The sequence below is a fragment of the Paenibacillus sp. cl141a genome, assembly GCF_900109305.1.
GTDB lineage: Bacteria > Bacillota > Bacilli > Paenibacillales > Paenibacillaceae > Paenibacillus_AQ > Paenibacillus_AQ lautus_A.
The window spans coordinates 169,143-195,725 of record NZ_FNZO01000003.1; the positions used below are offsets into that span (position 1 = coordinate 169,143).

The 26,583-nt window shown below is 52.9% G+C and carries 27 protein-coding genes; 19 read left to right on the top strand and 8 right to left on the bottom strand.

Annotation, left to right across the window (positions count from 1 at the left end):
• Nucleotides 1-121 precede the first annotated feature (121 nt).
• Complete coding sequence (locus BMX45_RS10740; RefSeq protein ID WP_368087166.1) at nt 122-1,744, top strand: glycoside hydrolase family 9 protein; 1,623 nt, start codon at nt 122-124, stop codon at nt 1,742-1,744.
• 105 nt (nt 1,745-1,849) lie between these two features.
• Here the strand turns inward: BMX45_RS10740 and BMX45_RS10745 are convergent, their stop codons facing one another.
• Together BMX45_RS10745 and BMX45_RS10750 are read right to left on the bottom strand one after the other, a co-directional pair.
• Nucleotides 1,850-2,092 carry a hypothetical protein gene (locus BMX45_RS10745; RefSeq protein WP_254778051.1) on the bottom strand — a complete coding sequence of 81 codons (243 nt, stop codon included), beginning with the start codon at nt 2,090-2,092 and terminating at the stop codon, nt 1,850-1,852.
• A 137-nt stretch (nt 2,093-2,229) separates the two neighbouring features.
• A complete protein-coding gene (locus tag BMX45_RS10750; protein WP_090909671.1) occupies nt 2,230-2,679 on the bottom strand; it encodes a hypothetical protein in 450 nt (149 codons plus the stop codon).
• A gap of 369 nt (nt 2,680-3,048) precedes the next feature.
• Here BMX45_RS10750 and BMX45_RS10755 point away from each other — a divergent pair, with 369 nt between their 5' ends.
• The 5 genes from BMX45_RS10755 (at nt 3,049) to greA (ending at nt 8,964) form a co-directional block, all read left to right on the top strand.
• The gene (locus BMX45_RS10755) at nt 3,049-4,482 is read left to right on the top strand and encodes a PTS mannitol transporter subunit IIBC (RefSeq protein ID WP_090909672.1); all 1,434 of its coding nucleotides are present in this window, start codon (nt 3,049-3,051) and stop codon (nt 4,480-4,482) included.
• Between the two features lie 57 nt (nt 4,483-4,539).
• Complete coding sequence (locus BMX45_RS10760; protein ID WP_254778031.1) at nt 4,540-6,624, top strand: BglG family transcription antiterminator; 2,085 nt, start codon at nt 4,540-4,542, stop codon at nt 6,622-6,624.
• A gap of 16 nt (nt 6,625-6,640) precedes the next feature.
• Nucleotides 6,641-7,081, top strand: coding sequence for a PTS mannitol transporter subunit IIA (locus BMX45_RS10765; protein ID WP_009591149.1), 441 nt, complete (start codon nt 6,641-6,643; stop codon nt 7,079-7,081).
• The gene (locus BMX45_RS10770; protein WP_090909674.1) at nt 7,078-8,247 is read left to right on the top strand and encodes a mannitol-1-phosphate 5-dehydrogenase; all 1,170 of its coding nucleotides are present in this window, start codon (nt 7,078-7,080) and stop codon (nt 8,245-8,247) included. Before BMX45_RS10765 ends, BMX45_RS10770 begins: the two co-directional genes overlap by 4 nt.
• Nucleotides 8,248-8,487: 240 nt before the next feature.
• Nucleotides 8,488-8,964 carry a transcription elongation factor GreA gene (greA, locus tag BMX45_RS10775; RefSeq protein ID WP_036671773.1) on the top strand — a complete coding sequence of 159 codons (477 nt, stop codon included), beginning with the start codon at nt 8,488-8,490 and terminating at the stop codon, nt 8,962-8,964.
• Nucleotides 8,965-9,082: 118 nt separating this feature from the next.
• On the opposite strand, the gene BMX45_RS10780 is transcribed toward greA, so the two are convergent.
• On the bottom strand, nt 9,083-10,288 hold the full coding sequence (locus tag BMX45_RS10780) for an MFS transporter (protein ID WP_090909675.1): 1,206 nt from the start codon (nt 10,286-10,288) through the stop codon (nt 9,083-9,085).
• A 660-nt stretch (nt 10,289-10,948) separates the two neighbouring features.
• Nucleotides 10,949-11,260, bottom strand: a complete 312-nt coding sequence (locus tag BMX45_RS10790; protein ID WP_009591136.1) for a hypothetical protein — start codon at nt 11,258-11,260, stop codon at nt 10,949-10,951.
• Nucleotides 11,261-11,422: 162 nt separating this feature from the next.
• Between BMX45_RS10790 and BMX45_RS10795 the strand changes: the two genes are divergently transcribed.
• From BMX45_RS10795 to BMX45_RS10815, 5 genes are all read left to right on the top strand, one after another.
• A complete protein-coding gene (locus BMX45_RS10795; RefSeq protein ID WP_090909676.1) occupies nt 11,423-11,779 on the top strand; it encodes a nucleotide excision repair endonuclease in 357 nt (118 codons plus the stop codon).
• A 272-nt stretch (nt 11,780-12,051) separates the two neighbouring features.
• A complete protein-coding gene (locus BMX45_RS10800; protein ID WP_090909677.1) occupies nt 12,052-12,381 on the top strand; it encodes an ArsR/SmtB family transcription factor in 330 nt (109 codons plus the stop codon).
• 29 nt (nt 12,382-12,410) lie between these two features.
• On the top strand, nt 12,411-12,920 hold the full coding sequence (locus BMX45_RS10805) for an SRPBCC domain-containing protein (RefSeq protein WP_090909678.1): 510 nt from the start codon (nt 12,411-12,413) through the stop codon (nt 12,918-12,920).
• A 260-nt stretch (nt 12,921-13,180) separates the two neighbouring features.
• Nucleotides 13,181-14,242 carry an LLM class flavin-dependent oxidoreductase gene (locus BMX45_RS10810; RefSeq protein ID WP_090909679.1) on the top strand — a complete coding sequence of 354 codons (1,062 nt, stop codon included), beginning with the start codon at nt 13,181-13,183 and terminating at the stop codon, nt 14,240-14,242.
• Nucleotides 14,243-14,343: 101 nt separating this feature from the next.
• Complete coding sequence (locus BMX45_RS10815; RefSeq protein WP_254778052.1) at nt 14,344-14,775, top strand: hypothetical protein; 432 nt, start codon at nt 14,344-14,346, stop codon at nt 14,773-14,775.
• A gap of 64 nt (nt 14,776-14,839) precedes the next feature.
• Here the strand turns inward: BMX45_RS10815 and BMX45_RS10820 are convergent, their stop codons facing one another.
• Together BMX45_RS10820 and BMX45_RS10825 are read right to left on the bottom strand one after the other, a co-directional pair.
• Nucleotides 14,840-15,544, bottom strand: a complete 705-nt coding sequence (locus tag BMX45_RS10820) for a zf-HC2 domain-containing protein (RefSeq protein WP_090909681.1) — start codon at nt 15,542-15,544, stop codon at nt 14,840-14,842.
• Nucleotides 15,541-16,029 carry an RNA polymerase sigma factor gene (locus BMX45_RS10825; RefSeq protein ID WP_090909682.1) on the bottom strand — a complete coding sequence of 163 codons (489 nt, stop codon included), beginning with the start codon at nt 16,027-16,029 and terminating at the stop codon, nt 15,541-15,543. The genes BMX45_RS10820 and BMX45_RS10825 overlap by 4 nt, the downstream gene beginning before the upstream one ends.
• 20 nt (nt 16,030-16,049) lie before the next feature.
• Between BMX45_RS10825 and BMX45_RS31590 the strand changes: the two genes are divergently transcribed.
• The 8 genes from BMX45_RS31590 to BMX45_RS10865 all read left to right on the top strand — a co-directional run bounded on the left by BMX45_RS31590 (nt 16,050) and on the right by BMX45_RS10865 (nt 23,729).
• Nucleotides 16,050-16,265, top strand: a complete 216-nt coding sequence (locus BMX45_RS31590) for a hypothetical protein (protein ID WP_217648112.1) — start codon at nt 16,050-16,052, stop codon at nt 16,263-16,265.
• Nucleotides 16,266-16,699: 434 nt separating this feature from the next.
• Nucleotides 16,700-17,968 carry a BclA C-terminal domain-containing protein gene (locus tag BMX45_RS10835; RefSeq protein ID WP_254778032.1) on the top strand — a complete coding sequence of 423 codons (1,269 nt, stop codon included), beginning with the start codon at nt 16,700-16,702 and terminating at the stop codon, nt 17,966-17,968.
• A 134-nt stretch (nt 17,969-18,102) separates the two neighbouring features.
• On the top strand, nt 18,103-19,290 hold the full coding sequence (locus BMX45_RS10840; protein ID WP_090909683.1) for an amino acid deaminase/aldolase: 1,188 nt from the start codon (nt 18,103-18,105) through the stop codon (nt 19,288-19,290).
• Nucleotides 19,287-20,621 (top strand): D-arabinono-1,4-lactone oxidase, encoded by a 1,335-nt coding sequence (locus BMX45_RS10845; protein ID WP_090909684.1) that lies wholly within the window; start codon nt 19,287-19,289, stop codon nt 20,619-20,621. Before BMX45_RS10840 ends, BMX45_RS10845 begins: the two co-directional genes overlap by 4 nt.
• A gap of 308 nt (nt 20,622-20,929) precedes the next feature.
• Nucleotides 20,930-21,358, top strand: a complete 429-nt coding sequence (locus tag BMX45_RS10850; RefSeq protein WP_090909685.1) for a MarR family winged helix-turn-helix transcriptional regulator — start codon at nt 20,930-20,932, stop codon at nt 21,356-21,358.
• Nucleotides 21,351-22,583, top strand: a complete 1,233-nt coding sequence (locus BMX45_RS10855; RefSeq protein ID WP_090909686.1) for an MFS transporter — start codon at nt 21,351-21,353, stop codon at nt 22,581-22,583. The genes BMX45_RS10850 and BMX45_RS10855 overlap by 8 nt, the downstream gene beginning before the upstream one ends.
• Before the next feature lie 120 nt (nt 22,584-22,703).
• On the top strand, nt 22,704-23,105 hold the full coding sequence (locus BMX45_RS10860) for a hypothetical protein (protein WP_090909687.1): 402 nt from the start codon (nt 22,704-22,706) through the stop codon (nt 23,103-23,105).
• 138 nt (nt 23,106-23,243) lie between these two features.
• Nucleotides 23,244-23,729 (top strand): DinB family protein, encoded by a 486-nt coding sequence (locus BMX45_RS10865; protein WP_090909688.1) that lies wholly within the window; start codon nt 23,244-23,246, stop codon nt 23,727-23,729.
• A 79-nt stretch (nt 23,730-23,808) separates the two neighbouring features.
• Here the strand turns inward: BMX45_RS10865 and BMX45_RS10870 are convergent, their stop codons facing one another.
• Nucleotides 23,809-25,755, bottom strand: coding sequence for an FtsX-like permease family protein (locus BMX45_RS10870; RefSeq protein WP_090909689.1), 1,947 nt, complete (start codon nt 25,753-25,755; stop codon nt 23,809-23,811).
• A complete protein-coding gene (locus tag BMX45_RS10875) occupies nt 25,745-26,506 on the bottom strand; it encodes an ABC transporter ATP-binding protein (RefSeq protein WP_090909690.1) in 762 nt (253 codons plus the stop codon). Before BMX45_RS10875 ends, BMX45_RS10870 begins: the two co-directional genes overlap by 11 nt.
• Nucleotides 26,507-26,583: the final 77 nt, after the last annotated feature.

Consider the following 26,583-nt stretch of genomic DNA (forward strand, 5'->3'; position numbering starts at 1 on the left):
CTTGCATGAACAGGACAAATTCGATGGCTGTAAGAGGGAAATGGCAGGCCCCAGCGAACTGTTATAGCATGGAAGTTTCGAATGAAACGACAATCGAAAGGGATGTGCAGAGCAGATGAACATGGAGTACGTGCAGCAAAACGGCATTGCCGTTAACCAGTTAGGTTATCGGGGCCGGGACGCCAAGATTGCCGTCATTGCCGGTCAGGGCGGACGGTTTCGCATCGTCAATGCGCGAAATGGCGAGGTCGTATGGCAGGGGCAGACGGCGCCTGCCATAGAGGATGCGTCCAGCGGGCAGACGGTAAGCAGAGGGGATTTTACGGCATGGGAAACACCCGGCACCTATCGAATCGAGACGGAGGATGGGCAGTCGTCGGTACCTTTTGTCATTGCCGACGATGTATACGAGGATGCCCACCGAGCAATATTGAAAGCGTTTTATTACTTCCGGTGCGGGACGGCTTTGGATGAGCTGCATGCGGGGCCTTGGAAGCATGAAGCCTGCCATCTCACGCCGGCCATCGTTCATGGACATGAATCGCGGCGGGTGGATGCTTGCGGAGGATGGCATGATGCCGGGGATTATGGCAAGTACGTCGTGCCTGGCGCCAAAGCCGCCGCCGACTTGCTGCTGGCCTTCGAGCTGTACCCCGAAGCGTTTGCCCAGCCGCTGCCGTTGCCGGAAAGCGACGGCCGCATGCCGGATGTGCTGCATGAATGCCGGTATGAGCTGGACTGGCTGCAGCGCATGCAGGATGAGGAATCGGGGGGCGTGTTCCATAAGCTCACGACGCTGCGGTTTCCGGCGGGTGACGTCATGCCGGAGGACGATACGGCCCCGCTGTACTTGTCGCCGATCTCCGCAACGGCAACCGGATGTTTTGCCGGTATCATGGCCATGTCGGCACGGATCTATTCTCCCTATGATGAAGCCTTCGCCGCGAGCTGCCTGAAGGCAGCGGTGCGGGCTTGGGCATGGCTGGAGGAGCATCCCGAAGAGCCGGGCTTCCGCAATCCGGCTGATATCGCTACAGGCGAATATGGCGATGGCCAGGATGCGGACGAACGGTACTGGGCAGCGGCAGAGTTATACCGTACAACGGGGGAGACGCCATATCATGAGGCTTTCCAAGCTTTAGCCAAGCAGGACTCTTTCGGAAAATACGAGCTGGGATGGGCGGACATGGGCGGTTACGGGACGTTTGCCTATCTGATGTCGGAGCAGGAAGAAGAGCCCGAGCTGGCGCAAGAATTAATCGCGGGCCTGCTGCGGCGTGCGGATGAGCTAGCTGCTGTCAGCGATCGGGACGGCTATGGCCTCTCGCTTCTGCCGGATCAATATATCTGGGGCAGCAATATGCTGGTCATGAACCAAGCGATGCTCCTGCTTGTGGCGGGAAGACTGTCCGGTTCCGAAGATTATGAGCGGCATGTGCACGAGCATGTGCACTATGTATTCGGGGCGAACGTGATGGGGACGAGTTACGTTACAGGATATGGGGCAAAACCGATCCGGCACCCGCATCACCGTCCTTCCGAAGGCGACGGCGTGGAGGAGCCGGTTCCGGGCCTCGTCTCCGGCGGTCCGAACAAGGGGCTACACGACGATTATGCACGTGAGCACTTGGCCGGCAGGGCGCCCGCAGCCTCTTTTGCCGATGTGATGGAGAGCTATTCCACCAATGAGGTGGCTATTTATTGGAACTCGTCGGCCGTGTTCGTGCTGTCTCATTTTGTATAGATAGAGCATTACATAGAAAAAGAAACGCCGAGAGATTCTTGACGTTTCTTTTTTTGTAATGGACTGCGGATATACAATCTCCAAAGAGTCGAGTAAAGTTTGGGCTTAATTTATCGTGATCGCTCGGTGAGGCTTGCTGTAATGGCTTGTTCCGCCCCCGCCAACCAGAACTTTTCCTCCTCTTCTAAACACCAGCAGCTTGGTCAGTCCGCCTGCCAGCAGCACCTCGACTTTGGCATGGTTCGAAGTAGCGATATAAACGACATAACCGCTTTTCGAAAGCACGGTTCTCCAGTTGCCGTCAAACTCTGATCTCAAGACGCGGCTCGAGTATACCTGATTTTCCATTCGACCCGATGACGTTGTTCTCAAGGTGTACACCTCCCCTTCATTCATGAAAAACGTGGGAAATGACCGTGCTGTCGCTGCATCATCTCCTATCTATTCTATGCAGCTGCAGATGATAGGTTTGGATGCTAGCCTCTTCATTTTCCCTTCACCAGCGGATGAAGCACCGTGGCAGCAATGCCGCAGACGATGCCGACGACCGTGCCGGTCACGATGCTGCTGATGAAGGCGAAGGTTCTGGTCAAAAAGCTGTTGGCTGCTGCAGGGAGGTCGGCCAGATTGCCCCCTAGAGCCGGCGGCGTTTCGAAGGCCATATTCCATAACAGCTGATGTGTGATGCCAAGAAACAGCCCATAGACGGCTCCGATGGCCATTAAGGGCAGAAAAAGATGTTGAACGTGATGCCGCTTGCCTAGTACATAGATTATCCAGACGATCGGGGGAATGAAGACAAGCAGCCGATTGATGATCCCGTGGGGATCGACCCATTGCAGATCGTGGGCAATGACGCGGGGAACGCCGAGCAAAGCCAGCAGTATGATCGAGAGCATCGGCAGGCCGATATTATTTTTTCTTAGTATGTTCATCTCGCAATTTACCTCCGTAACCTTGAATTTTAGATTCCCGATGTTAGCCGAGATGGTTTTAGTTTACCGAAGGCATGTTGTGAACTTATGACGAGGGTGTACGCAATCCGTGAAATTGAGCCGCTTCGGCTTGAAACTTGGAATATACAGGATCAAGGGGCGGGCTTGTTCTACGAATGAAACCGCGTCAGGACTGCATTTTCATAACGATGACATGATCCATTTAAAATTTGTCAACAATATTCTTGACGAAACCCGCTTTTCCTTTCGTTGAGCCTTTTGCCGGGCTGACTTAACATAGAGGTGTCAGATGAAAGCAACATTACAACATTCAGCTTTATTTTCAAATATGACTAGGAGGTCAGTACGATGTCCAACGAGACAAATACAAACGCTTCCAACGGCATCCGCGTAAGGGTTCAGCAGCTCGGCCGGCTCCTTAGCGGCATGGTGATGCCGAATATCGGCGCGTTTATCGCTTGGGGCCTGATTACGGCTCTGTTCATCCCGACCGGCTGGTTCCCGAACGAGAAGCTGGGAGCTCTGGTTGGCCCGATGATCACTTACCTGCTCCCGCTCTTGATCGGTTATACGGGCGGACAAATGATCCACGGCAAACGGGGCGCGGTTATCGGTGCGGTTGCCACGGTCGGCGTTATCGTCGGAGCAGATATTCCGATGTTCCTCGGTGCCATGATTGTCGGTCCTCTGGCAGCTTGGGTCTTGAAGCAGTTCGACAAGCTGATCGACGGCAAAATCAGATCGGGCTTTGAAATGCTGGTGAACAACTTCTCGCTGGGTATTATCGGCGGTGCGCTGACGCTGCTGGCATACACCGGTATTGGTCCCCTTGTACAGGGCATTACCAAGGTGCTCTCAGCAGGCGTTGACGTGTTGGTCGATGCCAACCTGTTGCCGCTGGTTAACATTATCATTGAACCGGCGAAGGTCTTGTTCCTCAATAATGCGATCAACCACGGGATTTTCAGTCCACTCGCTACGGAGGAATCGGCGCGGATCGGCCAATCCGTTCTGTATATGCTGGAATCGAACCCGGGACCTGGATTGGGCATTCTCCTCGCCTTTTGGTTCTTCGGACGCGGTTCTGCCAGATCCTCCGCGCCGGGGGCGGTTGTGATTCACTTCCTGGGCGGTATCCATGAGATTTATTTCCCGTATATTTTGATGAAGCCGGTTCTCATTCTGGCCGCTATTGCGGGCGGCGTTGCCGGAACGTTCACCTTCCAGATTCTTGGAGCGGGACTCGTGGGACCTGCATCGCCAGGCAGTATCCTTGCTTATTTCGCCATGGCGCCTAAGGGCGGCCTGGTTCCGGTACTGGCCGGTGTCCTTGTTGCAACGATTGTTTCCTTTATCGTAGCAGTATTGCTGCTGAAAACGGGTAAACAAACAGAAGAAGAACCGAATTTGGAAGAAGCATCCGCCAAGATGAAAGAAATGAAAACCGGCGGCATGAACGACCAGGTGGCTCCGGCTTCCGCGGCTGTGGCCAATCTGGACAAAGAGAACGTGAATAAAATCGTGTTCGCCTGCGATGCCGGCATGGGCTCCAGCGCGATGGGCGCCTCGGTACTAAGAAAGAAACTGCAGCAAGCGGGCGTCAACATTACCGTTGTGAATTCGGCGGTAAGCGAAATCCCGGATGACGCGGATATCGTCATTACCCAGAAGACTCTCACCGAGCGGGCCATCGCTAAGAATCCGAATGCCGAGCATATCTCGATCGACAACTTCCTGAAGAGTCCGAAATATGACGAGCTGGTGGAACGACTCAAAGACTAACATAAGCTTGAACCATATGACACGCTGGCGTAATCACGCCGGCGTTGTCTCCATTTCATGAAGAAGGGAGCCATGGATCTGGGACACATTACTGCCCGCCAGCGACAAATCCTTCTGCTCCTCATGAGCAGGACCGATGGCATGACGGCTGCAGAAATAGCCGCTGACGTTGGGGTCAGCGTCAGGACGGTTCACCGGGAAATGGAGGAGATCGAGAAAGACCTGCAAGGTACGGGCGTTGTTCTTCTCAAAAAGTCGGGAACGGGCATCCGGCTGGAAGAAGAGAAACCCGAAGGGTTGTCCCTGCTGCGACGATCCCTGCTTGCGGGGAAGCCGGCCGATTATTCCGTGGAAGAACGCAAAATCCTCATGCTGTGCGCTTTGCTTGAGGCGGATGAGCCTATCAAATTGTTTGCTTTGGCCCATAGTTTGAAGGTCACCGTTCCGACTGTGAGCAATGATCTGGATGAGCTGGAGCCCTGGATGAAGCGGTTTAACCTGAAACTCATACGGCGCCGGGGCTACGGCATCGAAATCGATGGCGCGGAAGGCGTAAGGCGAAGGGCGATTGGCAGGCTCGCCGAGGAATATCTGGATTATTCCGATCTTGTCGGTGACGGATACAGCGACACGCGGGAACCGGTGACGGCCCGGCTGCTGTCCATGATCGATAAACCGGCTTTGCTGGATGTAGAGAAAACCTTGTGGGATATGAATTGGGATTGGACGGAGGATCTTAGCGAAAGTGCCTACACTTCGACGCTGATCGCGTTATCGGTTTCCGTAAACAGGATCAAGCGGGGACGGGGCATGGAAGCTGTCGATATCGCGGGATACCCTCCTTCCTCTGTTTCCATTGAGGAGGCGCGAGATTTTGTTGGTCGCCTCGGCGAGACACTGGAAATGAATTTCCGCGAATCTGAAATGATCTATATCGCCCAATTATTTGAGGCGGCGAAGAACATGTCCGAGGTCAGCGAACTGGTTCATGCGGACGTGGAAATGGTGGAGATCGCCCATCGCCTGATCGAACGGGTTCAGGGGCGCACCGGCATTCCGTTCCAGGAGGACCGCACGCTGCGGGCAGGTCTGGTGGAGCACATCGGGGCTGCACTGAAACGGATTCGGGAAGGGACCCGGATCCGAAACCCGCTGCTCAGTCCGATTCGGAAGGATTATGAGGAATTGTTCGGGATCGTCCGGCGCTCGGTCGACGAGCTGAAGCTGGATTTAACCATCCCGGATGAAGAAATCGGGTTTCTGGTTATGCATTTTGGAGCATCGAGCGAACGGCTGAACCAGCCGGAACACCATCTGAAGGCCATCTTGGTATGCTCCAGCGGTCTCAGCTCCTCCAGGCTTCTCGGGACAAGGCTGAATAAGGAGATGCCGCAGATCGAGGTGCTCGGCAACGTATCTTGGTATGAAGCGGCTCGGATCCCGAAGGAGCAATACGATCTCATCATATCGACCATTGATCTGCCGCTGCCGAAGGATCGATATGTAAGACTAAGCCCGCTGCTGACGGCGGATGATAAAGAGGCGCTGCTTCGATTCATCCAGGGCACATCCTTCGAGCCGGCCAGCAGCAGGGCTGCCGTCAGCCGAATCGAGGGAGATCGTAAAGCTGCATCTTTCGAGAAGCTCCGCATGCAGGCCGCCCTGATGAACGAAATCGTATCGCTTCTGGAAGGTTTCCATGTCTACCATCTGGATAATCTTCAGAATGATTTGCAGGGCACTTTGAACGAGGCTTTGGCCAAGGTATATGAGCAAGGGGCTGTCCGTGATGCGGAGATGGTGAAGGAGCGCCTGCTTGAACGCGAACGGATGGGTACCCAGCTTATTCCCGACACGACGCTGGCTTTATTCCATACGCGAAGCCGCTATATCACCTGGCCTTCGCTGTCCCTGTTCAGGCTTACGCATCGAGCGCCGCTTGAGGATGGGGCCCAGGCGGACGTGATTCTGCTGATGCTGGCACCGAAGCAGCTCCCGAAGGAGAGCCTGGAGGTGCTCAGCGAAATCAGCGCCATGCTGCTTCGCTCCGAGCTGATCGAGCTGATGGAGCGTGGCGGCGAGGAAGAGATTCGATCCTATTTGGCGGAAGAGCTTCAGCTTTTTTTCAATCACAGACCATAGAAAGAGGGAGACTAACATGAATAACATACTGTCCAAAGATAAAGTCGTACTGAACGCAAAGGCTGACAGCAAGAGCGAAGCCATTCGCATGGCAGGGAACCTGCTGGTACAGGCAGGCCATGTATCGGCCGATTACGTGGATAAAATGCTGGAACGCGAAGAAATTGCGTCCACTTACATGGGCGGGGGGCTTGCGATTCCCCATGGCACGAAAGAAGCAAAAGGCATGGTCATCTCCACGGGGTTGTCGATCGTCCGCTTCCCGGAAGGCGTGGATTTCGGCGGAGACGAGCCGGCGTTCATCGTCATCGGCATCGCGGCTGCCGGCGGCGACCATATGGAGATTCTGACGAATGTGGCCATGATTTTCACGGATGACGAGAGCATCGAGAAGGTCATGAACGCTTCCAGCGAAGAGGAGATTCTGGCCATCTTCGAGGGAGGAATGGGCGCATGAAGGCAGTCCATTTCGGAGCGGGCAACATCGGACGCGGTTTTATAGGGCTCTTGTTGTCACAGGCCGGTTATGAGGTTTGTTTTGTCGACGTAAACGAAGAGCTGGTATCAGAGCTGAAGGCGCGCGGGGAGTATCCCGTAACCCTGGCCAGCGAAGAGCAGGAGACCACGGTGGTCAGAGGCATCACCGCTCTCAATAGCGCCTCGGAACCGGAGGCTGCCGCTCGTGCGGTAGCGGAAGCGGATCTCGTCACGACGGCGGTCGGCGTCAACATCCTGAAATTTATCGCCAGCACCATTGCCGAGGGGCTGAAGCTTCGGCTGCAAACGGGCTCGGCATCGCCGCTTCATATTATTGCATGCGAGAACGCCATCGGCGGCAGCTCGCAGCTGAAAGAGCATGTCTATGGGAAGCTTGATGACGAGACGAAGCGTAAGGCTGACCGGCTCGTGGCTTTCCCGGATGCAGCCGTAGACCGGATCGTGCCGCTGCAGCAGCATGAGGACCGTCTAAAGGTCGTGGTGGAGCCGTTCTATGAGTGGGCGGTGGATCGCTCGCAGATGTTTGAGGATTATGTCCCCGTTGAAGGCATTCACTATGTGAACCGGCTGGAGCCGTACATTGAACGCAAGCTGTTCACGGTGAATACCGGACACTGCTCGGCTGCGTATGTAGGCTTTCTGAAAGGCTATGAGACGATCCAGGACGCCATGAAGGACGAAGCGGTGGCAGGTCATGTCCGCGCGGTGCTCGAGGAAACGGGAGCTGCGCTCATACACAAGCACGGCTTCGATCCTTCCGAGCACCAAGCGTACATTGACACCATCCTGGAGCGTTTTCGCAATCCCGCGCTGACCGACGAGGTGTCCCGCGTTGGCCGCTCCCCGATCCGGAAGCTGTCCCCGGGCGACCGTCTGGTTTCGCCGGCTATGTTGGCTTTCGAGAGCGGACTCGAGTATAAGAGCCTGGCAAAATCCATGGCGGCGGCCCTGCTGTTCGATGTTCCGGAAGATCAGGAAAGCGTGGAGCTGCAAGCCTCCGTCCGGGATATCGGCGTAAGCGACACGGCTTCCCAATATACCGGCATTGCCGGAGAGCATCCCATCATGGGCGAGCTGATGGAGCAGTATGAGGCCTTGAAGGCCGAGCTCGAAACGAATGCATAATGATTTGAAAGTAAGATCATAAGCCCCTGGTTCTCCTCGCGGAGACATCTGGGGCTTTATGCATAGCGGCCAGTTTCACATGCATTAGAATCTGTTCGCTTCGTTGGCGCTGATCGGTCGAAACTACCATTAGGTATTAAATACCAAATATTCCATCCATAATATTTCAGAAAATTTTCGCTTATTTTCGAAATAAAGAGTACACTAGAAGTAAGAAACTACAAAATGGATGTGATGAGCATGGCAGAAGAACTGATCTTGACCCAGGAGGGCTATGACAAACTCCAGGAGGAACTTGACGATCTCAAGTATGTAAAACGCAAAGAATTAGCGGAACGGATCAAGCTCGCGATCAGCTATGGTGACTTGAAGGAGAACAGCGAGTACCACTCGGCCAAGAACGACCAGGCGTTTATGGAAACGCGCATCATCATCCTGGAAAAAACGCTTAACAACGCCCGGATTGTCGACGCTAAGGATATCAGCTCGACGACGGTGAATGTCGGTTCGAACGTCGTCCTGAATGACATCGAGTTTTCGGAGAGGCTTGAATATCAGGTGGTCGGCCCGGCTGAAGCGGATGTGGCGAACAATAAAGTTTCTTATGAAAGCCCGCTCGGCAAAGCGCTGATGGGCAAAGCGGTAGGCGATAAAGTCCACGTGGAAGCGCCGATGGGCATCGTGAAGTACGAATTGCTGGAGATCAAGGCGTTGTAGCACCGATGGATCAACGTATATATAGATGCAAAAAGGCGTAACCGTGCATATGTCCGGTTACGCCTTTCTTATGCTCGTCCCGGTTAAGGGATCGGCTTTTCATGCCTGTTGGAGCCCTTTAGGCATTAGCCGTCACGGCCTTGCGCTCATACATATAGCAGGCTGCTCCCAGAATGAAGGCGAGCGCTACCAATCCGGCGCCCACCCAAGGCAGGGCCGTCAAGCTTAGATGAGTAATGACCAATCCCCCGATAAAAGCGCCCGCTGCATTTCCGAGGTTACCCGCGGAATGGGTCGCTGTGGAGGCCAGTGCAGGAGCGGAATGGGCCAGACTCATCACGCGCACCTGCATTCCCGGCATAACGGCGAAAGAGGCGGCTCCCCACAGCACGATGGTCAGCACAGCCGTGACCGGGTGATGGATGGTCACCGTGAGGATGGTCAGAATGACGGCCGTCGCAAAGTAAACGCCCAGGATGGAGGGCAGCAGCTTCCAGTCCGCCAGCCTGCCGCCTACGATGTTGCCTACGGTCACGCCGATACCGAACAGGATCAGAATCCAGGTGACGCTGGGTTCCGCAAAGCCCGTGATCTCAATCAGCAGGGGCGCGATATAAGTGAAGACGGCGAACAGGCCGGCATTGCCAAGCGCACCGATCAGCAGGAAGAGAAGAAGCTGGGGTCTAATGATGGCCGTGATCTGCTGAACGATGCTTGTCGCTTGCTCCTGCCGTATCTTCGGTATGAAGATCAGGATGCCGATCAATGCCAACACGCCCATGACGGCAATCGCGCCGAATGAAGCGCGCCAGCCCATCGTTTGGCCGATGAAGGTACCGATCGGAACCCCGATGATATTGGCTATCGTTAATCCCGCCATCATGATGGACACCGCTCCGGCACGCTTGTCCGGCCGCACCAGATTGGATGCGATGACAGCGCCCACGCCAAAGAAGGTCCCGTGCGTCAGCGCGGTCAGCATCCGGGCGCCCATCAGAACGGCATAGTTCGGAGCAAAGACCGAGATGCCATTGCCCAGGATAAATAGACCCATGAGCAGCAGTAACAGCTTTTTCTGCGGAATTTGGTTAGTAAGGACGGTCAGAATAGGGGCTCCTACGGCTACCCCGAGGGCATACATCGTAATCAGCTGCCCGGCAGACGCGATGCTGACATTCAGATCATCGGCTACATTGGGGAGGATCCCCATAATGACAAACTCTGTCATGCCAATGGCAAATGCACCCACGGTGAGAGACAGTATAGAGATGGGAAAGGGTTCTTTGCCGCTATTTTCCCCAGTGGCATGTTGCGAAATATCCATGGTGTTCAAGTCAACCTTTCTGCTCTGTATGTTAAAGATATAATCCCAATCTCCATTATCGGTTTTAGAGGGACTGTTACATATTATTTAACGTAGCGGGAGGATAATCAAGAACTTTATTTTTCTCAAAACAGGGGCATCCTGTTAAGGTAGACTCTTCCATGAACAGGAGCTTGTCCGTCATGTAAGAGCTTAAGAGCGCCATTGCAGGCGCTCTTCCCAATAAGCAGGCGCTATAGAGGTGCCTGTGGGAGCGGATTGACCCATTCCTTTTGATATAAAAGCATCAGAAACAGGTGAACGACTCGATACTTCTTAAGTCGAGCCCTGAATATACCCACATCCATCCCGTCCAGCGGAAGCCGGCAACCGAGGTGCGGCCAACAAAAGTCGGGAAAAACCAGAAACCGGGTCCACGTGTCGGCCAAATATAGGTATTTCTGAACAAACAGCCCCTGATCGCTCCAGGATCAACTGCAAAGGTACTGGCCAAAGGCTGTTGGGGGACAGATGTTGGGGGCGGGGAAGTGGGCCCTTGCATCGGTCCCTGGGGTCCTTGCGGCGGCATAAATGCCATAATGAATTCACTCCTTAATCGGGTAATTAGGTTTGGAATTACGTGGGACGCTGCCGAATGACGATGTAAGCCTAGATCTTCTTCTAGATGTAAAGCAAGGTGATGACAAGCAATTCGAAGAGGACAAGGGGCAGGATTACATTATTATAGTAACTGGGACCGAAGCCGCGCTGGTTTCCGTATCCGGGCATGCTCAAGTACAGAATCCCTTTTTCGCAATGCATGATCGTACCTTCAAAAACATCGCCGTCAAGCGTTTCGACGCGAACCAGCTGGTTCGCATGCTGCTTGCATAGATGGTGGATATGATCGCGAACCGATTTGATGCTGTGCTTCATGCTGGGTTCAGCTTGATATAAGGTTTGTTCCTGGTGTCCGGGATATTGAATGCTCATATGGAAAAGACCCCCATCGTGAATTAGTCATACATAGTCCCATCCTATGCAAATGCCCAGAGAAGGGTGATTAAGGGGTTGTTGAATTTCCCGCATGTGCAAATGAGCCGATCAGTGATACGATTTAGATCAATATATGAATAGAGGAAGTGAACGTTAGCCATGATCAATATAACCATGCCCCAGCCGGACGTCACCATAACCAAGCAGGATGCTCCGGAACTGAGTCATATTTACGGATTTACGGATTTTCATCTGATTCCGAGAGACCGGGGCGGGATTTTCATGTTCTACAACAGCAAGGGGGAGCTTCTGTTCGTTGGCAAAGCTAGAAAGCTGAGGCCGCGGATCAAGAAGCATTTTGAAGATAGCGTCTCCCCGATCAAGGAGCATCGGAATGAAGTGGCGAGCATCGAGGTTTGCGTCATTGAAGACGCCGTGCACAGAGAGATATACGAAACCTATATCATTAATGAATTCAAGGCCAAATACAATGTGGACAAGGTGTTCTTTCGATAAGGAATACGAACGGTAAAGCGTAGAGGAGCAATAAGCGAGGTCAGGTAAGGAGCCGCGTTTGTTGCTTTTTTTGCGTTGGAATAGAATAATTAAAAAATGTTTTAAATATTCCTTTACAGGAATATTCCTTTTGTGGTATATTGAAAACAAGAAGAACGGCAGCAAAAAAAAAGAAGCCGAAAAAAAGAGGTGATGATGGTGACGGGAGCAGAGAGGACAGACAATCACCGTAAACGCTATAACAGCGGGTCTGTACCAGTCATCACGACAAGATGGAACTGACAACATTTAACGCATTAGCCGAACCAAGCCGTTTTCGTATCGTAAACCTCCTGCAGAAGGGGCCGCTTACGGTAGGGGAAATCGCCGAACGTCTTGATATTCGGCAACCTCAAGCCTCGAAGCATTTGAAGGTGCTGCTGGATGCCGGACTGGTCGAGGTAAGGGCGGACGCGAACCGGCGGAATTACATGCTGCGGTCGGAGCCGTTTCAGGAATTGGACCGTTGGCTTGATAATTACCGCCGCATATGGAACGACCGGTATGACAACTTGGATGATTACTTGGAGAAGCTGCAATCGGATATGAAGAAACAGGAGTAAGCACCATCTAATTCGAGGAGGAATATATAATGACAAGCAAAATGATTACACGGGTAGAAGGTCAAGTGATCGTACTGGAGCGCGTATTTAATGCACCAAGAGAGCTGGTGTTCAAGGTGCTCACCGATGGAGAGCATCTGAAGCAGTGGTGGGGACCTCGCGGATGGGAAGTTACCGTATCCAACATGGATTTCCGTCCTGGCGGCCAATGGCATTACTGCATGAAGTGCATGGATCAGAATCAAGGAGATTTCTACGGCATGGAATCCTGGGGCAAATCGGTCTACCAGGAAATTGAGGAGCCCGAGAAAATCGTCTACATCGACTATTTCTCGGATGCGGAAGGCAATATTGCGGAGGGAATGCCCGCAACTACGGTGACGATGACGTTTGAGGAAGTGGATGGAAAGACCAAGCTGATCAATCGAGGGGTATATGAATCCGAGGAAGGGCTCCAATCGGTATTGGATATGGGAATGGAAGAAGGCATTACCCAAACCTGGGATCGCCTGGAGGAATACTTGACATCGAAACAATAAGCCCCTTTCCAATGCAAGGTCAAAAAGGTAAAATGAATGGCCGGAATCCGTATGGATTCCGGCCGTTTTTGGATTCCCTATGCATCGAACCCACCGATTTCACGTGATCAGTTAACTTGTAACTTGAAAAATCCGAACCAAAAGTTCAATATAAAGATAATTGCAAAATGATTACCGATATGGACTGCCCCAGGCGGGAAGCATCGATAACCTTTGCCTGCGGTTCTGACCGCGGCAAAGGATAATAGGAGGAGATCATAATGGAGATTGGGGTAAGCTCGTTCGTGGAGACGTGGCCGGACGTGAAGACCGGCGACGTGATGAGCCATGCGCAGCGGCTGCGCGAGGTGGTTGAGGAAATCGTCCTGGCCGATCAGGTGGGATTGGATGTGTATGGCGTAGGGGAGCATCATCGCAAGGATTATGCGGCGTCTTCGCCTGCGGTCGTTCTTGCCGCGGCTGCGTCGCAGACGAAGTGGATTCGGCTGACCAGCGCGGTGACGGTGCTGTCTTCCGCGGATCCGGTACGGGTCTTTCAGGATTTTGCCACCTTGGACGCGATCTCGAACGGACGCGCGGAGATTATGGCCGGCAGGGGTTCGTTCATCGAATCGTTCCCGTTATTCGGCTATGATCTGAGTCATTATGACGAGCTGTTCGAAGAGAAGCTGGAGCTGCTGCTCAAAATCCGCGAGTCGGAAAAAGTCACCTGGCAAGGCGAGCATCGCCCGGCGATCCATAACTTGGGCGTCTATCCTCGTCCGGTTCAGAACCCGCTGCCGGTGTGGATCGGAAGCGGAGGCAATTCGGAATCGGTCGTGCGGGCAGGCCTGCTCGGCCTCCCGCTGGTGCTGGCGATTATCGGCGGCAGTCCCCTGCAGTTTGCGCCGCTGGTCAAGCTGTATAAAGAAGCGGCAGCTCATGCCGGGCATGATGTGTCGAAGCTGCCGATCGGCTCGCATTCCCACGGATTCATTGCGGAAGAAACCGAGCTGGCAGCGGACAAGTTCTTCCCTTCAACCCAAGCCAGCATGAACGTGCTGGGACGGGAGCGGGGCTGGGGATTCTATGACCGCGCAAGATTCGATGCGGCTCGGAGTTTCGAAGGTGCGCTGTATGTAGGGGATCCTGAGACGGTGGCCGAGAAGATCATTCACCTGCGCAAGCATGTGGGCATAACCCGTTTTATGCTGCATGTGCCTGTGGGAACGATGCCTCACGACGAAGTCATGAGAGCCATCGAACTGCTGGGGACCGAAGTCGCCCCTCGGGTCCGCAAGGAAATCGACCGCTGGGAAGCCGCTGGGGAGCCTGCGGAGTAAGCAGAATTACTTTTTGGCGATATGAAATGAAGACGCATGTAACTTTTTCCGGCACGAATTCGTCTAGGACATAAACGGACGGGGCGGTGTACATCTTGCGGGTGGCCAGATATTTTGTGCTGTGGTTTGTCTTTATGTTGCTGTTTACCGGTGCTGTCGTAGGCTTGGAGTATATCGAAGGATACAAGATCACGACGACGGAATATTTCGGCCTTCGTAATGCGGGTTTTGTTCTGATGATCATTCCGATTCTGATATCCTCGCTTCTATATCCGGTGATCGTGCTCCCTTTATCGTGGCTCTTGGGCAGGATTCAATGGTTCAGAGCTTCACTCATCCTGTATGCCCTGCTGTATGCCGTGATGTGGGCTGCGGCCGGGGCAGTGTTGTTCTACGAAATCTATGATGATCGATTCATACAGGAATATGAACTACATGTCAGCACCGCAGTCATTCTGTTTGGGGTAATCGGCTTGATCTACGGCGGGATCGAGTGGAAGGTTCTGCGTAATCATCCGGCCGGCTCGGCTTAAGGTTCAAGAAAAGACCATGGGAAAGCCATTAGGGCATCCGATGGTCTTTTGATTAAAAATATACTTACTCGTCGCTCCTGAACTGCATCTCGACGGACTCGCTTGCCGGCGGCAGCTCCATGCCTTGTTCCCAGATCAGAACCCGGTCATCCGGCGTCCCTAAATATAGGGCCTTGATCTGAACGCCGTCGCCAAAGCTCTTCTCGTAGGCATTTCGTTCTTCAATATCGTTCGTATAGTACATATTGGACAGTCCCATATCCGCGAATTTTTTAGATTTGATGATGGGACGCTTGGGTGTCACATAGAAGTTTCCTTCCTCATCCGTATCGTAGCTGGCTTGGTTAACATTATAGCCGTCGGTCATCTTCACGTGATAAGCAATGCGCCCATCCTTCAGCTGGCTGATATCGGATATCTGCATCACGCGGGTCGGCACGCTTGTAATGTTCCATTCGAACAGGCCCGCATAAGCCAGGAACAAGAGACCGACTGCTAAGCAGCTGATCAATAGACCTTTGGTAAACGAGACCCATTTGGTGCGCGACCACTGGGCCGCAACTTGCCGCAAGCCGGCTCCCTCATCCTTGTTTTGCTCCATCGTTTGGGTGGGCAGCGACATCGGGGAGCTCATATAGCTCAGCACCTCCCGGCAAGCCGGGCAATCTGCCAGATGCTCTTCTACCAAGGTTTTGGTGTCTGCGCTGCATACATCATCATGGTACAAAGGCAGCAAATCCTGAATAATCTCGCACGATATTCGGCTCACGATTGATTCCCCTCCTTGTACAGGCTTTGGATTTTTTGCTTGGCTCGAAAGAAGGTGACTCTTGCCCAGCTCTCGGTTTTTCCAAACAGCCGGCTGATTTCGCCAAAAGACAATTCCCCGAACACTCGCAGCGTAAACACCTCTTTATACGGCTCGTCCATCCGGTGCAGAATTTGATGGATGCGAAAAGCCTCAGCCCTTTCCACGGTTTGCCATGCAATATCCTGACCGCTGCCGTGGTCGATCTGCGGGGCCGGCTTATACCGCTTTTGTTTATCAAGATAGGAGAAGTATGTATGTTTAGCGATTTGGCATAGCCACACGCTCAGCTTGCATGTGCCTTGAAACGAATCGATATGCTTCAGCGCTTTGAAAAACGTCTCCTGCGTGAGTTCTTCCGCAACATGCTCGTCTCTGCTGAGCGACAGCAGAAACCGATACACGTCTTGAAAGTGTTGATGGTAGATCTGGTGCAAATCGGTCACCTGTTCACCTCCTTGCCTATATGACCGGGCCATGGCCGATTCGTTACAATAATCCGCGAAAAAAGTTTCGGCTGGGCGATCTGCTCATAGCGGATGCCGTTCGAGGCCGTCTCCATCGCGTTCCAGTCCAGAATGCGGAGGGTCTGTCCGTTTCGTTCCAGGATCCCCCTTTGGGCGAAGGCATGCATTACCCATATTCAAGCGTCGGAGCGTGGTGCCAAGCAAGGTGGAGGTAAAGCGGGCGTTCGTCTTTTCATGCTGACTAATATAATCAAACGACAGCCCGATGAACAGGCATTCGTTAACGGCTTCAATCTGGGATTGGACAGGAACGTCTCGAAAAATGCTGTATCATGAAGTCGTTTCATGGGTTTCTTTTGCGTTCCCTTCTCAACTGGACAATGGTCCTTCTCATTATACGACCAACTGCTATGATAAGAGCAATGAGAAGATACAGAAGGAAATGGACATGAAATTCGTATGGTAAATGGAGTTTACTTAGGGTGGGGGAATCCCTCATCCTTTTTTTACTTAGGCCGGAATTAACAAAAAATGTTTAATATTCCGCGATCGTACACAGGAAATACCATGATGCTCGTGTAATTATTTATATTAACTCGCGAGTAGGTTCGACCGATAAATTAATTATTCCATGATCGATAAGGAGGTAATGGTGTTGAAGAAAAAACGGCTCTATTTTGCGGCAGCAATGATGCTCACCTTGAGTTTAGCGATCGCACCCGTCACGCAAGCGGCAGGCATCACGATGCAAGTCAACGGGATAACCAGGTCTTTGGATGTTGCCCCGGTTATGGTTAAAGGCAAAGTGCTGGTGCCCATTAAGCATGTAACCGAAATATTGGGCCTGTCCATTCGGTGGGATGCTTCTGCAAAGAAGATCACAGCCGTTCGAGGCGATGTCTCTGCCGAGCTGGTTCTGGGCAGTGATGTAGCTACGGTGAGAAACGACACTATCGTCACAAAAGTGAAGCTGGACCAGCCTGCCAGACTGCTGGATAACAGGGTGATGGTTCCGCTTCGTTTTTTGGCTGAAGTGTTTGGGGCCAAGGTGCAGTGGAATCAACAAAAGCAGCTGGTTAGCATTGCGTATGGCAGTAGCGGGGGAACTCAGGAGCAGGGGCAGCCGGGTCCGGCAGGCCCGCAGGGTCCAAAAGGCGACCCTGGCGAAACGGGCCCACAAGGGCCCCAAGGTCCGCAAGGTCCGTCCGGGTCTTCAGGATCTTCGGGCTCCCAAGGTCCAACTGGACCAGCTGGCCCAGCCGGGCCTAAGGGCGATCCAGGTCCAGCGGGAGCCCCGGGTCCGAAAGGTGATAAAGGAGATCAGGGCGAACAAGGCCCGGCAGGCCCGCAGGGCGATAAGGGGGACAAAGGAGATCCTGGACCTCAGGGAATCCAGGGCGATAAGGGCGACCTCGGCCCGGTAGGGCCCCAAGGTCCGCAAGGGATACAAGGATCCCCGGGCCCCCAAGGCCCCGCAGGTCCAGCGGGGCCTGTTGGACCTGCAGGAGGGAGCTCCACAGGAACTTATGCATACGCAGGGAATACGTCGGGAGGCGTTATTCCAGTACTGCTCGGCGGGACCCCGGTTCCGCTGCCGGACAATCCGAAAGTAGCAGGAATCATGGCAGATGGAAGTTCAACATTGTTTACGGTTCATGAAACAGGGACATATTATATTTCTTATACGATTAATTTAGCATCAGATTTGCTTGCGGGCTCAAGGATTACTCGAAACGGTGTCTCTATCATACAGAGTGACGAAGCTCCAATTAAGTACAAGTCACATTACCACGCCCAGTTTATAGAGCGATTGGATGCAGGAGATGCGCTTAGTCTTCAATTGTATGGTGCATTAGGTGCTGCAACCCTTGCACAAGGCAACGGCGCTTCCCTAACCCTCATCAAATTAGCCGATTAAGATTCGGGTCCAGCCAAACAAAGGCTGGGCTCTTTTTATTTGCGCGGATAGTGGTGTGCGGAAGGATAATCCGCTACCTTCGAGAATATCATGTGGCATAGGCGTGAGGGAAACGGGAAGGTGTTGATGTAGGGGTGTCGACATACGAGTATTATAAAGAGATTTTCGCGGAGATTCCGAAGCCGTTCGCCTTGGTGGATCTGGACATGCTGGACGACAATGCCGAAGCGATTGCACAAGCGGCTGGGGGTAAGAAAGTGCGGCTGGCCAGCAAGTCCATCCGCTCCGTGGACGTGTTGAACCGTATCCTTCGTACGAACCCGATCTTTCAAGGAATCATGTGTTATACGGCAGCGGAGGCCGTATTTCTGGCGGAACAGGGCTTTGACGATCTGCTGCTGGGATATCCGCAGTGGCAGCCGGAAGCCGTTCGCTCCATCGTGAATCTGGTCGGCGAAGGTCGCAGGATTACCTTCATGGTGGACAGCGTGGAGCATGTCGAGCACATCGAACAGTTCGCCAAACAACAGCGGACCGTGATTCCACTATGCATCGATGTGGATATGTCGGTCCAATATCCGGGTCTGCACTTCGGTGTATGGCGATCGCCCGTCCATTCGTGGGAGGGCATGTACCCGATAGTGGAGCAGATTATCCGCTCTCCATGGCTCCGCCTGGACGGCATCATGGGGTACGAGGCGCAGGTAGCAGGCGTTGGGGATAACGCAGCCGGTAAGCATATGAAGAATACCATGGTCCGGTGGCTGAAAAGCCGCTCCATCGTTGAAGCGGCCAAGCGGAGGAAAGAAGCCGTGGAGCGGCTTGCCGCCATGGACCTTCGGCTCCGCTTCGTGAATGCAGGGGGAACCGGAAGTTTGGACAGCTCCCGGGAGGAAGCTTGGGTAACCGAAATTACGGCCGGGTCAGGCTTCTATGCGCCGGGTCTGTTCGATCATTATGCCTCGTTCCGTTATAAGCCGGCAGCGGCCTATGCCGTAGAGGTGGTTCGCATCCCGAAGGCAGGGATCGTGACCTGCATGGGAGGCGGCTACACGGCATCGGGTACGGCAGACAAGGATAAACTTGCGAAACCTTACTTGCCTTCGGGATTGAAGCTGTTCCCGCTTGAAGGGGCCGGGGAAGTGCAGACACCGCTGCGTCTGCCTGCCCATGTGGAGCTTGGCCTGGGAGACCCGGTGTTCTTCCGCCATGCGAAGGCCGGCGAGCTGTGCGAACGGTTCAAGGTGCTGTATGCGGTCTCGCAAGGCCGCATCGTAGGCGAATATGCAACCTATCGCGGAATGGGGGAGTGTTTTCTATGAAGCAGGTCCAGTGGTCGAATTGGTCGGGATCGGTACGAGCCAATCCAAGAACGGTGTTGTATCCTGCCTCCATAGCGGAAGTCGAAAAAGTGGTCCGGATGTGCCGGCAGGAGGGCAGGCGGCTGCGAGTGGTCGGTTCAGGGCACTCTTTTACCCCCATTGCGGCATCCGAGGACTGCCTGATCTCCTTGGACAGGATGCAGGGCCTGGTCCATGTCGACGCCGAAGCCCGAACCGCCACCGTGTGGGCAGGGACGAAGCTGAAGCTGTTGGGCGAGCTGTTGTTTCGGCAGGAGCTGGCACAGGAGAACCTGGGGGATATTGATGTTCAGTCCATTGCCGGCGCCATTAGTACAGGGACGCATGGTACGGGCCGGGCCTTCGGGAATATATCCACGCAGGTTGTCGGAATGACGGTGGTCACCGGTACGGGCGAGGTGCTGGAGTGCAGCGGGGAGTCGCACCCCGATTGGTTCAAGGCGCTGCAGGTATCCTTAGGTACGCTAGGCATTATCCTGCAAGTGACGTTGAGGCTTGAGCCGGCTTACAAAATCGAATATGAAAGCCGGAGAATACCGCTCGGCGAATGCTTGAAACAGCAGGCGCGATTGGCGGAGGAGAACCGTCATTTCGAGTTTTATTGGTTCCCTTACGCAGAGCCGTGCCAGATCAAGCTGATGAACAAGACGGACCAAGAGGTGAGGGAGCATCGGATCAAGGATTATATCAGCGACGTGATGGTGGAGAACACCTTCTTTGGTCTGATCTCGGAGCTGTGCCGCAAGCTGCCCAAAGCAAGCCCGTATGTGAGCCGTCTCTCGGCGTCGCAGGTTCCGCTGGGTCGCAAAGTGAATTACAGCCACCGGTTATTCGCGACCCGGCGGCTCGTTCGTTTCAACGAAATGGAGTATAACATTCCCGCGGAGTCGATGAATGCGGTCATTGAAGAGATGCGTGAAGAAATGTCGCGAAACAAGTACCATGTGCATTTCCCCGTAGAATGCCGTTATGCCAAGGGCGATGATATTTGGTTAAGCCCCGCCTACGACCGGGATTCCGCCTATATTGCGATCCATATGTACAAAGGCATGCCGTATGAAGATTACTTCAGTGCGATGGAGAACATCTTCCTGCGGTACGGCGGCAGGCCGCATTGGGGAAAAATGCATCATCTCCAGGCTGCTCAATTGAAGGAGCTGTATCCCATGTGGGAAGCATTCCGGGCGGTTCGGCAAGAGCTGGACCCGGACGGTATCCTGCTGAGCGATTATATGGGCAGACTGCTTGATGTATCCGGGCCGATTTCCGATTCGTTCAGTGATATTGGATAGAATTCGCAACAGATTTGATACCCAATTGAAATTGCCGCATAGATCGCATACCTGGTTCGAATCGCCCTTGAGATGGCAGCACCACCTTCCATCGCCCCAGGGCGATTTTTTTTGTCCACCGCTACTTGTAATATAAGCGGCAGAAACGTGAATAGAGCCATTCCTAAACAGGGAGAATAAGCGTCGGTATGCCGTCCGCATCAGTTCGAACTTGGATTTGGAAATCATTCCGGATGGACAAGCAGAAGGATCTTCTTTATAATCAATAAATAGTTACCCAAGGTAACTAATTTAAACGGAGGTCTCGAATGGACGCCCACAGACACTTTTTTCATAAATACTTTACGTTGTATCGCCCTTTCGTCAATGAGCTTAATCGTAAGCTCGAAGACTACAACCTGTATTATGCCCAGTGGTCCATCATGTACTATCTGGATTTTTATCAGTCGATGACTTTGGTGGAGCTGTCCAGAATGCTGTACGTGGAGAAGCCCACCGTCACCCGAACCGTCAACGCGCTGATCAAGCTGGAATATGTGGAGCAAATCCCGGTGCGGGATAAACGGGAGAAGCGCATTCAGCTATCCAAGGCCGGAGCTGACGTCTTCCTGCAAATTCGCAAGATATTTGACCAATATGAACAGGAGATTATGGAAGGCGTTTCTGAAGAGGATCAAAGGGCGGTCATCCGCGTGATGGAGACGGTCAGGGACAACATTATTAGAAAAGGTGGTTAACTTGGAGCAAGCAGACTCGCGAGAACGATTGTGGAGCAAGGACTTTTTGATTGTGTTCGGCGTCAATTTCCTGCTCTTTTTATGTTTTTACTTATTAGTGGTGATCATGTCCTCATATGCAAAGAATGAGTTTCACGCATCGACGGGAATGGCTGGCCTGGCATCCAGCATTTTTGTCGTCGGCGCATTGATTGGACGGTTGGTCGGAGGCAGCATCATCGAGCGGGTCGGCCGCAAAAAACTGTTGTTTACCGGTCTGATCGCCTTCAGCGTTCTCATCGGTTTGTACTTCGTCGTAAACAGCTTGAGCGTGCTGCTCGTTGTCCGTTTCTTTCACGGTATCGCCTTCGCCCTTGCCTCAACGGCAACAGGCACGATTGCGGCCAGCCTGATTCCGAATTCGAGAAGAGGCGAGGGTACAGGTTACTATGGCGTCAGCATTATTATCGCTTCGGCAATTGGCCCTTTTATCGGCCTGATGATTAACGAGCATGCTTCGATGATGGCTAACTTTACGCTGTGCGCCGCGCTAGGGGTGCTTTCGCTGCTGGCGGCTTTCTTTATGAACATACCGAAACTGAAACTGACCGCGGAGCAGAAGAAGGATCTGCAAGGATTAAAGCTATCCAACTTTATTGAGCCGAAGGCGGTGCCGATTTCGCTGGTCAGCTTTGTCATGGGGTTCGGGTATTCCAGCATTTTAACGTACCTGATGATTTTTGCCGGGCAGATCAGTCTGGCCCAAGTGGCAAGTTATTTCTTTATTGTCTATGCGATTGTGGTCATTCTGTCGAGACCGTTCACGGGCCGCTGGTTTGACCAGAGAGGGGCCAATGTGGTGATGTACCCGGCCATTCTATCGTTTGCGATCGGGATGGTTCTGCTCAGCCAAGCCCATCACGGCCTGACCTTGCTGCTCTCGGCCGTATTCGTCGGTCTGGGCTACGGCACGACGCAGTCCAGCGCTCAGGCCCTGGCCATTAAGCGTTCGCCGGCGCACCGGATCGGGCTTGCGACATCGACCTTTTATATTTTCGTGGACGTGGGCATCGGGTTCGGCCCCTTTATACTTGGCTTCCTGACGCCGCTTGTCGGTTTCCGGGGCATGTATATCGCGATGGCGGTCCTGCTAGCTGCGGGAATCGTCCTCTATCATATCCTGGTTGGGAAAAAAGAAAACGACGGGGACGACGGACATGCGATCGTGCATTCATCAACGATTTAAACCAGTGAAAGACTGCCTTGTAGGGCAGTCTTTTTTTGTATAGGGGTACGAAGCTGCAAGTCGGACTAAATAGGATCGAAAAGGAGACTCTATATAGAAAAAACGAAAAGGTGAACGCGTATGAACCAACGATTCTTCATCTGCCTGCTGCTCTCAGGCGGACTCCTTCTATCAAGCTCGGGAAGCAGCACAGCTTATGCAGGGCCGCAAGACAAGCCTAGAGAGCAGCAGCTTGAGAAGGCCATGCTGCAGCAGCTATACCCGGTAATCCGATCGTCCCTTCAGGACATATACAAGGAATCGTATCCTGCCTTTGGCTGCGAACGGATTCTATCGATTAACGAGCGGACCACGATGAAAGAGGATAACCAACAGGCCAGTCCGGTTGATGCGGTGCACGGGGCAAGCTATTTTGAGATTACGGTGGGGTTATGCAAGGGAAGCGGGGAGAAGATCGAGCTGCGTTTCAAGAATGACACGCCAACGGCGCAGTATTATTTGGATTTATTCCATGTGAGGTAGAAGTTATTCCAGACGTAGCGAGCCGAGAAAGAATGATTTTAATCATTTTTTGCGAATCACAGGGCCTCATCCTATAGTAAAATTAGTCATGATTTGTGATGCTGCCCATTACCGGGCGCATGAAGGAGTGAATGACCCATGGCGCATGCAAATGATGTTCTATTGAATCAGCTGTTAGCGAACGCGAACGATCCCAGCTGGTACGTCCCGTTCCAGCAATCCGTGGTGCAACTGACGGAGGACGAAGCGTTCTGGACGCCTGCCAATGGCTGCCACAGCATCGCGGAGATCATACAGCATCTGCTGTATTGGAACGAAACGTGGCAGACGCGTTACCGCGAATCGCAAGTAGATGCCGTTCCTTCTATTGGAGACAACCACAATAGCTTCATCATCCCGGATAACGCGACTTTTGCCGAGTTAAGGGATCGGCTGCTTGAGGTTTTGCTGCAATGGCAGGAGCTGTTGTCAGCGTCCAAGCTTGAGCAGGAAGTGAACGGATTCCCGGAACCGGCCAAGTGGTGGGAATTGGTGAGTAATGCGGCCACGCACAATGCTTATCATATCGGTCAAATCGTGTATATCCGGAAGCTGCAGAAGAGCTGCAGCCCGTTGGAATGGTAATCCGCTGTTTTTCACGCCTGCACATGAAAAATGCATGGATGGTACCCGAATCATCCCTGGGCCCAACCATGCACCTCGTTTACAACGCTTCTTTAATTACCCGTTTATAGAACATGACCGACAACAAACCGAATATGGAATACAGCGCCGTATACAGGAGCATAACCATAACCATCGGCAGCCACAGCTCGGTTCCGAAGAAGAACCAGCCGGATTTTACGGCAAAGTAACTGTGGGACAAGCCGACGACCAGCGGTATGCCGAAGTTGAACAGCTGCTTGATCTGAATCCCCGTCAGCAGGTTCCCTTGAGTGAATCCCAGTTTCCGAAGGATCGTGTAATTCGGCTTCTCCTCTTCACCTTCGTCCATCTGCTTAAAGTACAGGATGCATCCTGAAGTAATCAGGAAGGTGAGCCCCAGGAATCCCACGATAAACATCATCAAACCCATATTGCTCTTCTGGTTGAAAGCCATTTCCGTCTGAGAGAGGTTCCCGGTTTTCTCGCTAAGGCCGAGGCTCTTAAAGATCTTATTGGCCTGATCCACAGCGTTTGGATCCACAATATCGATGCCGTGGTAAACATTCGTCTTCTTCTGGATCTTCGGATCCAAATCCTGAACCAGCTTATCGAATATGGTCTGATCCACAATTGCCGTTGGGAGCCCGCCGCTTGCATAATAATAGGATACGTAGGCTTCCTTATCCAAGCCGATCAGCTTCTGCTTAAAGCTTTGTTTAGGGCTTATGAGTTCAACTTCCCCTGTGGTCTGTATCGCCATGAATTGCTGGATCGCGTCACTGTATCCCGTGAACAACGTCTCACCGGGGGAAACATCCTTGCCTACGCTGGCATCACTGATTACCGGGATGATCATGGAGCTGGAATCCACTTGTCCTGATACCTCCAGGCTGGCCCCGATAATGTCGGATAGGTCCGCATTCACCTGGATTACATCCCGTTCGGTCTTCTTAAATTCGATATCTTCATCCGTAAGTGCCTCGATAAAGGCGGACAAATCCTTCTGATCCGCTACCGCAAAATGGTTTGGCACGCTCTGCTCGGCCGATTTCTCGGCGGAATAGTACGAAATATAGCTAAGAGACAGCAGTCCGATCGCGAGTGCGGACACGGTCGTGATGATCGTTAACAGCAGCGCGTTCGATTTCATGCGGAACATGATGGAGGACAGGGACAGCACATTATTCAGGGACAAGTAACCGCCCTTGCTCTTCCGGATCGCGTTGAATATAAAGCTGACCGACCCTTTATAGAACAGATAAGTCCCGATGATCACCGCCCCCAGGATCAGGATCATGGCCATGAACAGCTCGTTCATGGTGGTGAAATCTCCGCTGAACAGCTTGGTCGACACATAGTAGCCAAGAAGTATCAGTCCGATGCCGAGCAGGCCGAACAGCATTTCGGCGAAGGACATTTTCTTAATTTGGTTCTCGGTCGTCGATACCGCGCGGAAGAGGGATAGAATGCTCTGCCTTTTGATGAACGTATAATTCATGATCATGATCAGCACATAAATGACGGCAAACACAATCACGGTCTGGATGAGCGCCTCGGTTGAGAAGGAGAGAGCTGCCTCGGTGTCTACGCCGGTCACCTTGAACAGGATCATCAGAATTAAGCGCGAAGCCGCGAAGCCGGCAAAGATGCCGATGACCATGGAGCCGAAGTACAGAATCAGGTTCTCTGCACTGAGGATCCGGAAGATCTTGCCCTTGGTCAGTCCGATGAGCTGAAACAGCCCGATTTCCTTGCTGCGCCGTTTGATGAAAATCGTGTTGGCATATAGCAGGAAGATCGCCACGATGGCGACGAGCAGCACGGAGGCGGCTCCAAGCGCAGCCGCTCCCTTAATGGAGCCTTTCGCTTCATCCATTGCGGGATCATACTGTAGCGTGACAAACGCGAAGTACAGACCCACGCTGAAGATCAGCGCAAATACATACAGATAATAGTTCTTGATATTCTTCTTCAAATTCCGGTAGATCAGATAATTAATGTTCATTCTGAACACCGCCTAGCACGCCTTGAGTCTTGATGATGTCGTTGAAGAAGGCCTGCCGGGATTGATCACCCTTGTTCAGCTGGGTGTAGATCTGTCCGTCCTTGATGAAGACCACCCGGGTGCAATAGCTGGCCGCTACGGGGTCATGGGTAACCATGATGATCGTTGAGTCGATCTTCTGATTTAATTCGCTCAGCTTGTTCAACAGATCGGATGCGGACTTGGAATCCAGCGCTCCCGTCGGCTCATCCGCAAAAATAATGCTCGGATCGTGGATGAACGCGCGGGCCGCGGAGGTCCGCTGCTTCTGTCCCCCGGAGATTTGGTTCGGATATTTATCCTTGAGTTCGTAGATGCCAAGCTCGGTCGCGATTCTTTGGAATTTCTGATCGGCTTCTTTTTTGGATACCTTCTTAATGGAGAGCGGCAGCAGGACGTTTTCCTTGACGGTCAGCGTATCGAGCAGGTTATACTCCTGGAAAATAAACCCCAGATGGTGCTTGCGGAACTCGGCCAGCTCCTTCTCCTTGAGGCCCGTAAACTCTTTGCCCTCGATTTTGATGCTGCCGAGGCTCACTTTGTCGATTGAGGAGAGCACGTTCAGCAACGTGGTTTTCCCGGAGCCCGAAGCCCCCATAATGCTGACGAACTCGCCTTTATCCACGCGGACGTCGATGCCCTTCAGCACTTCCTGTTTATTGAATTTGTTGCCGTAGCTTTTATGAATTTGGTTTGCTTCAAGAATTGCCAATTTCACTCACTCCTTTGTTGTCTGTCCTTATCATAAAGGAGTCGAGGACCCTTTTCCTTCGATTCGCCGAACAAAGC

What these genes read in the sequence shown, in the direction of transcription:
- BMX45_RS10800 (WP_090909677.1), top strand. Translation starts at nt 12,052, where the DNA reads ATGGAACTGACAACATTTAACGCATTAGCCGAACCAAGCCGTTTTCGT.
- BMX45_RS10795 (WP_090909676.1), top strand. Translation starts at nt 11,423, where the DNA reads ATGATCAATATAACCATGCCCCAGCCGGACGTCACCATAACCAAGCAG.
- BMX45_RS10850 (WP_090909685.1), top strand. Translation starts at nt 20,930, where the DNA reads ATGGACGCCCACAGACACTTTTTTCATAAATACTTTACGTTGTATCGC.
- BMX45_RS10790 (WP_009591136.1), bottom strand. Translation starts at nt 11,260, where the DNA reads ATGAGCATTCAATATCCCGGACACCAGGAACAAACCTTATATCAAGCT.
- BMX45_RS10740 (WP_368087166.1), top strand. Translation starts at nt 122, where the DNA reads ATGGAGTACGTGCAGCAAAACGGCATTGCCGTTAACCAGTTAGGTTAT.
- greA (WP_036671773.1), top strand. Translation starts at nt 8,488, where the DNA reads ATGGCAGAAGAACTGATCTTGACCCAGGAGGGCTATGACAAACTCCAG.
- BMX45_RS10760 (WP_254778031.1), top strand. Translation starts at nt 4,540, where the DNA reads ATGAAGAAGGGAGCCATGGATCTGGGACACATTACTGCCCGCCAGCGA.
- BMX45_RS10805 (WP_090909678.1), top strand. Translation starts at nt 12,411, where the DNA reads ATGACAAGCAAAATGATTACACGGGTAGAAGGTCAAGTGATCGTACTG.
- BMX45_RS10845 (WP_090909684.1), top strand. Translation starts at nt 19,287, where the DNA reads ATGAAGCAGGTCCAGTGGTCGAATTGGTCGGGATCGGTACGAGCCAAT.
- BMX45_RS10750 (WP_090909671.1), bottom strand. Translation starts at nt 2,679, where the DNA reads ATGAACATACTAAGAAAAAATAATATCGGCCTGCCGATGCTCTCGATC.
- BMX45_RS10780 (WP_090909675.1), bottom strand. Translation starts at nt 10,288, where the DNA reads ATGGATATTTCGCAACATGCCACTGGGGAAAATAGCGGCAAAGAACCC.
- BMX45_RS10865 (WP_090909688.1), top strand. Translation starts at nt 23,244, where the DNA reads ATGGCGCATGCAAATGATGTTCTATTGAATCAGCTGTTAGCGAACGCG.
- BMX45_RS31590 (WP_217648112.1), top strand. Translation starts at nt 16,050, where the DNA reads ATGACCGGGCCATGGCCGATTCGTTACAATAATCCGCGAAAAAAGTTT.
- BMX45_RS10770 (WP_090909674.1), top strand. Translation starts at nt 7,078, where the DNA reads ATGAAGGCAGTCCATTTCGGAGCGGGCAACATCGGACGCGGTTTTATA.
- BMX45_RS10765 (WP_009591149.1), top strand. Translation starts at nt 6,641, where the DNA reads ATGAATAACATACTGTCCAAAGATAAAGTCGTACTGAACGCAAAGGCT.
- BMX45_RS10745 (WP_254778051.1), bottom strand. Translation starts at nt 2,092, where the DNA reads ATGGAAAATCAGGTATACTCGAGCCGCGTCTTGAGATCAGAGTTTGAC.
- BMX45_RS10810 (WP_090909679.1), top strand. Translation starts at nt 13,181, where the DNA reads ATGGAGATTGGGGTAAGCTCGTTCGTGGAGACGTGGCCGGACGTGAAG.
- BMX45_RS10860 (WP_090909687.1), top strand. Translation starts at nt 22,704, where the DNA reads ATGAACCAACGATTCTTCATCTGCCTGCTGCTCTCAGGCGGACTCCTT.
- BMX45_RS10870 (WP_090909689.1), bottom strand. Translation starts at nt 25,755, where the DNA reads ATGAACATTAATTATCTGATCTACCGGAATTTGAAGAAGAATATCAAG.
- BMX45_RS10835 (WP_254778032.1), top strand. Translation starts at nt 16,700, where the DNA reads ATGGTGTTGAAGAAAAAACGGCTCTATTTTGCGGCAGCAATGATGCTC.
- BMX45_RS10755 (WP_090909672.1), top strand. Translation starts at nt 3,049, where the DNA reads ATGTCCAACGAGACAAATACAAACGCTTCCAACGGCATCCGCGTAAGG.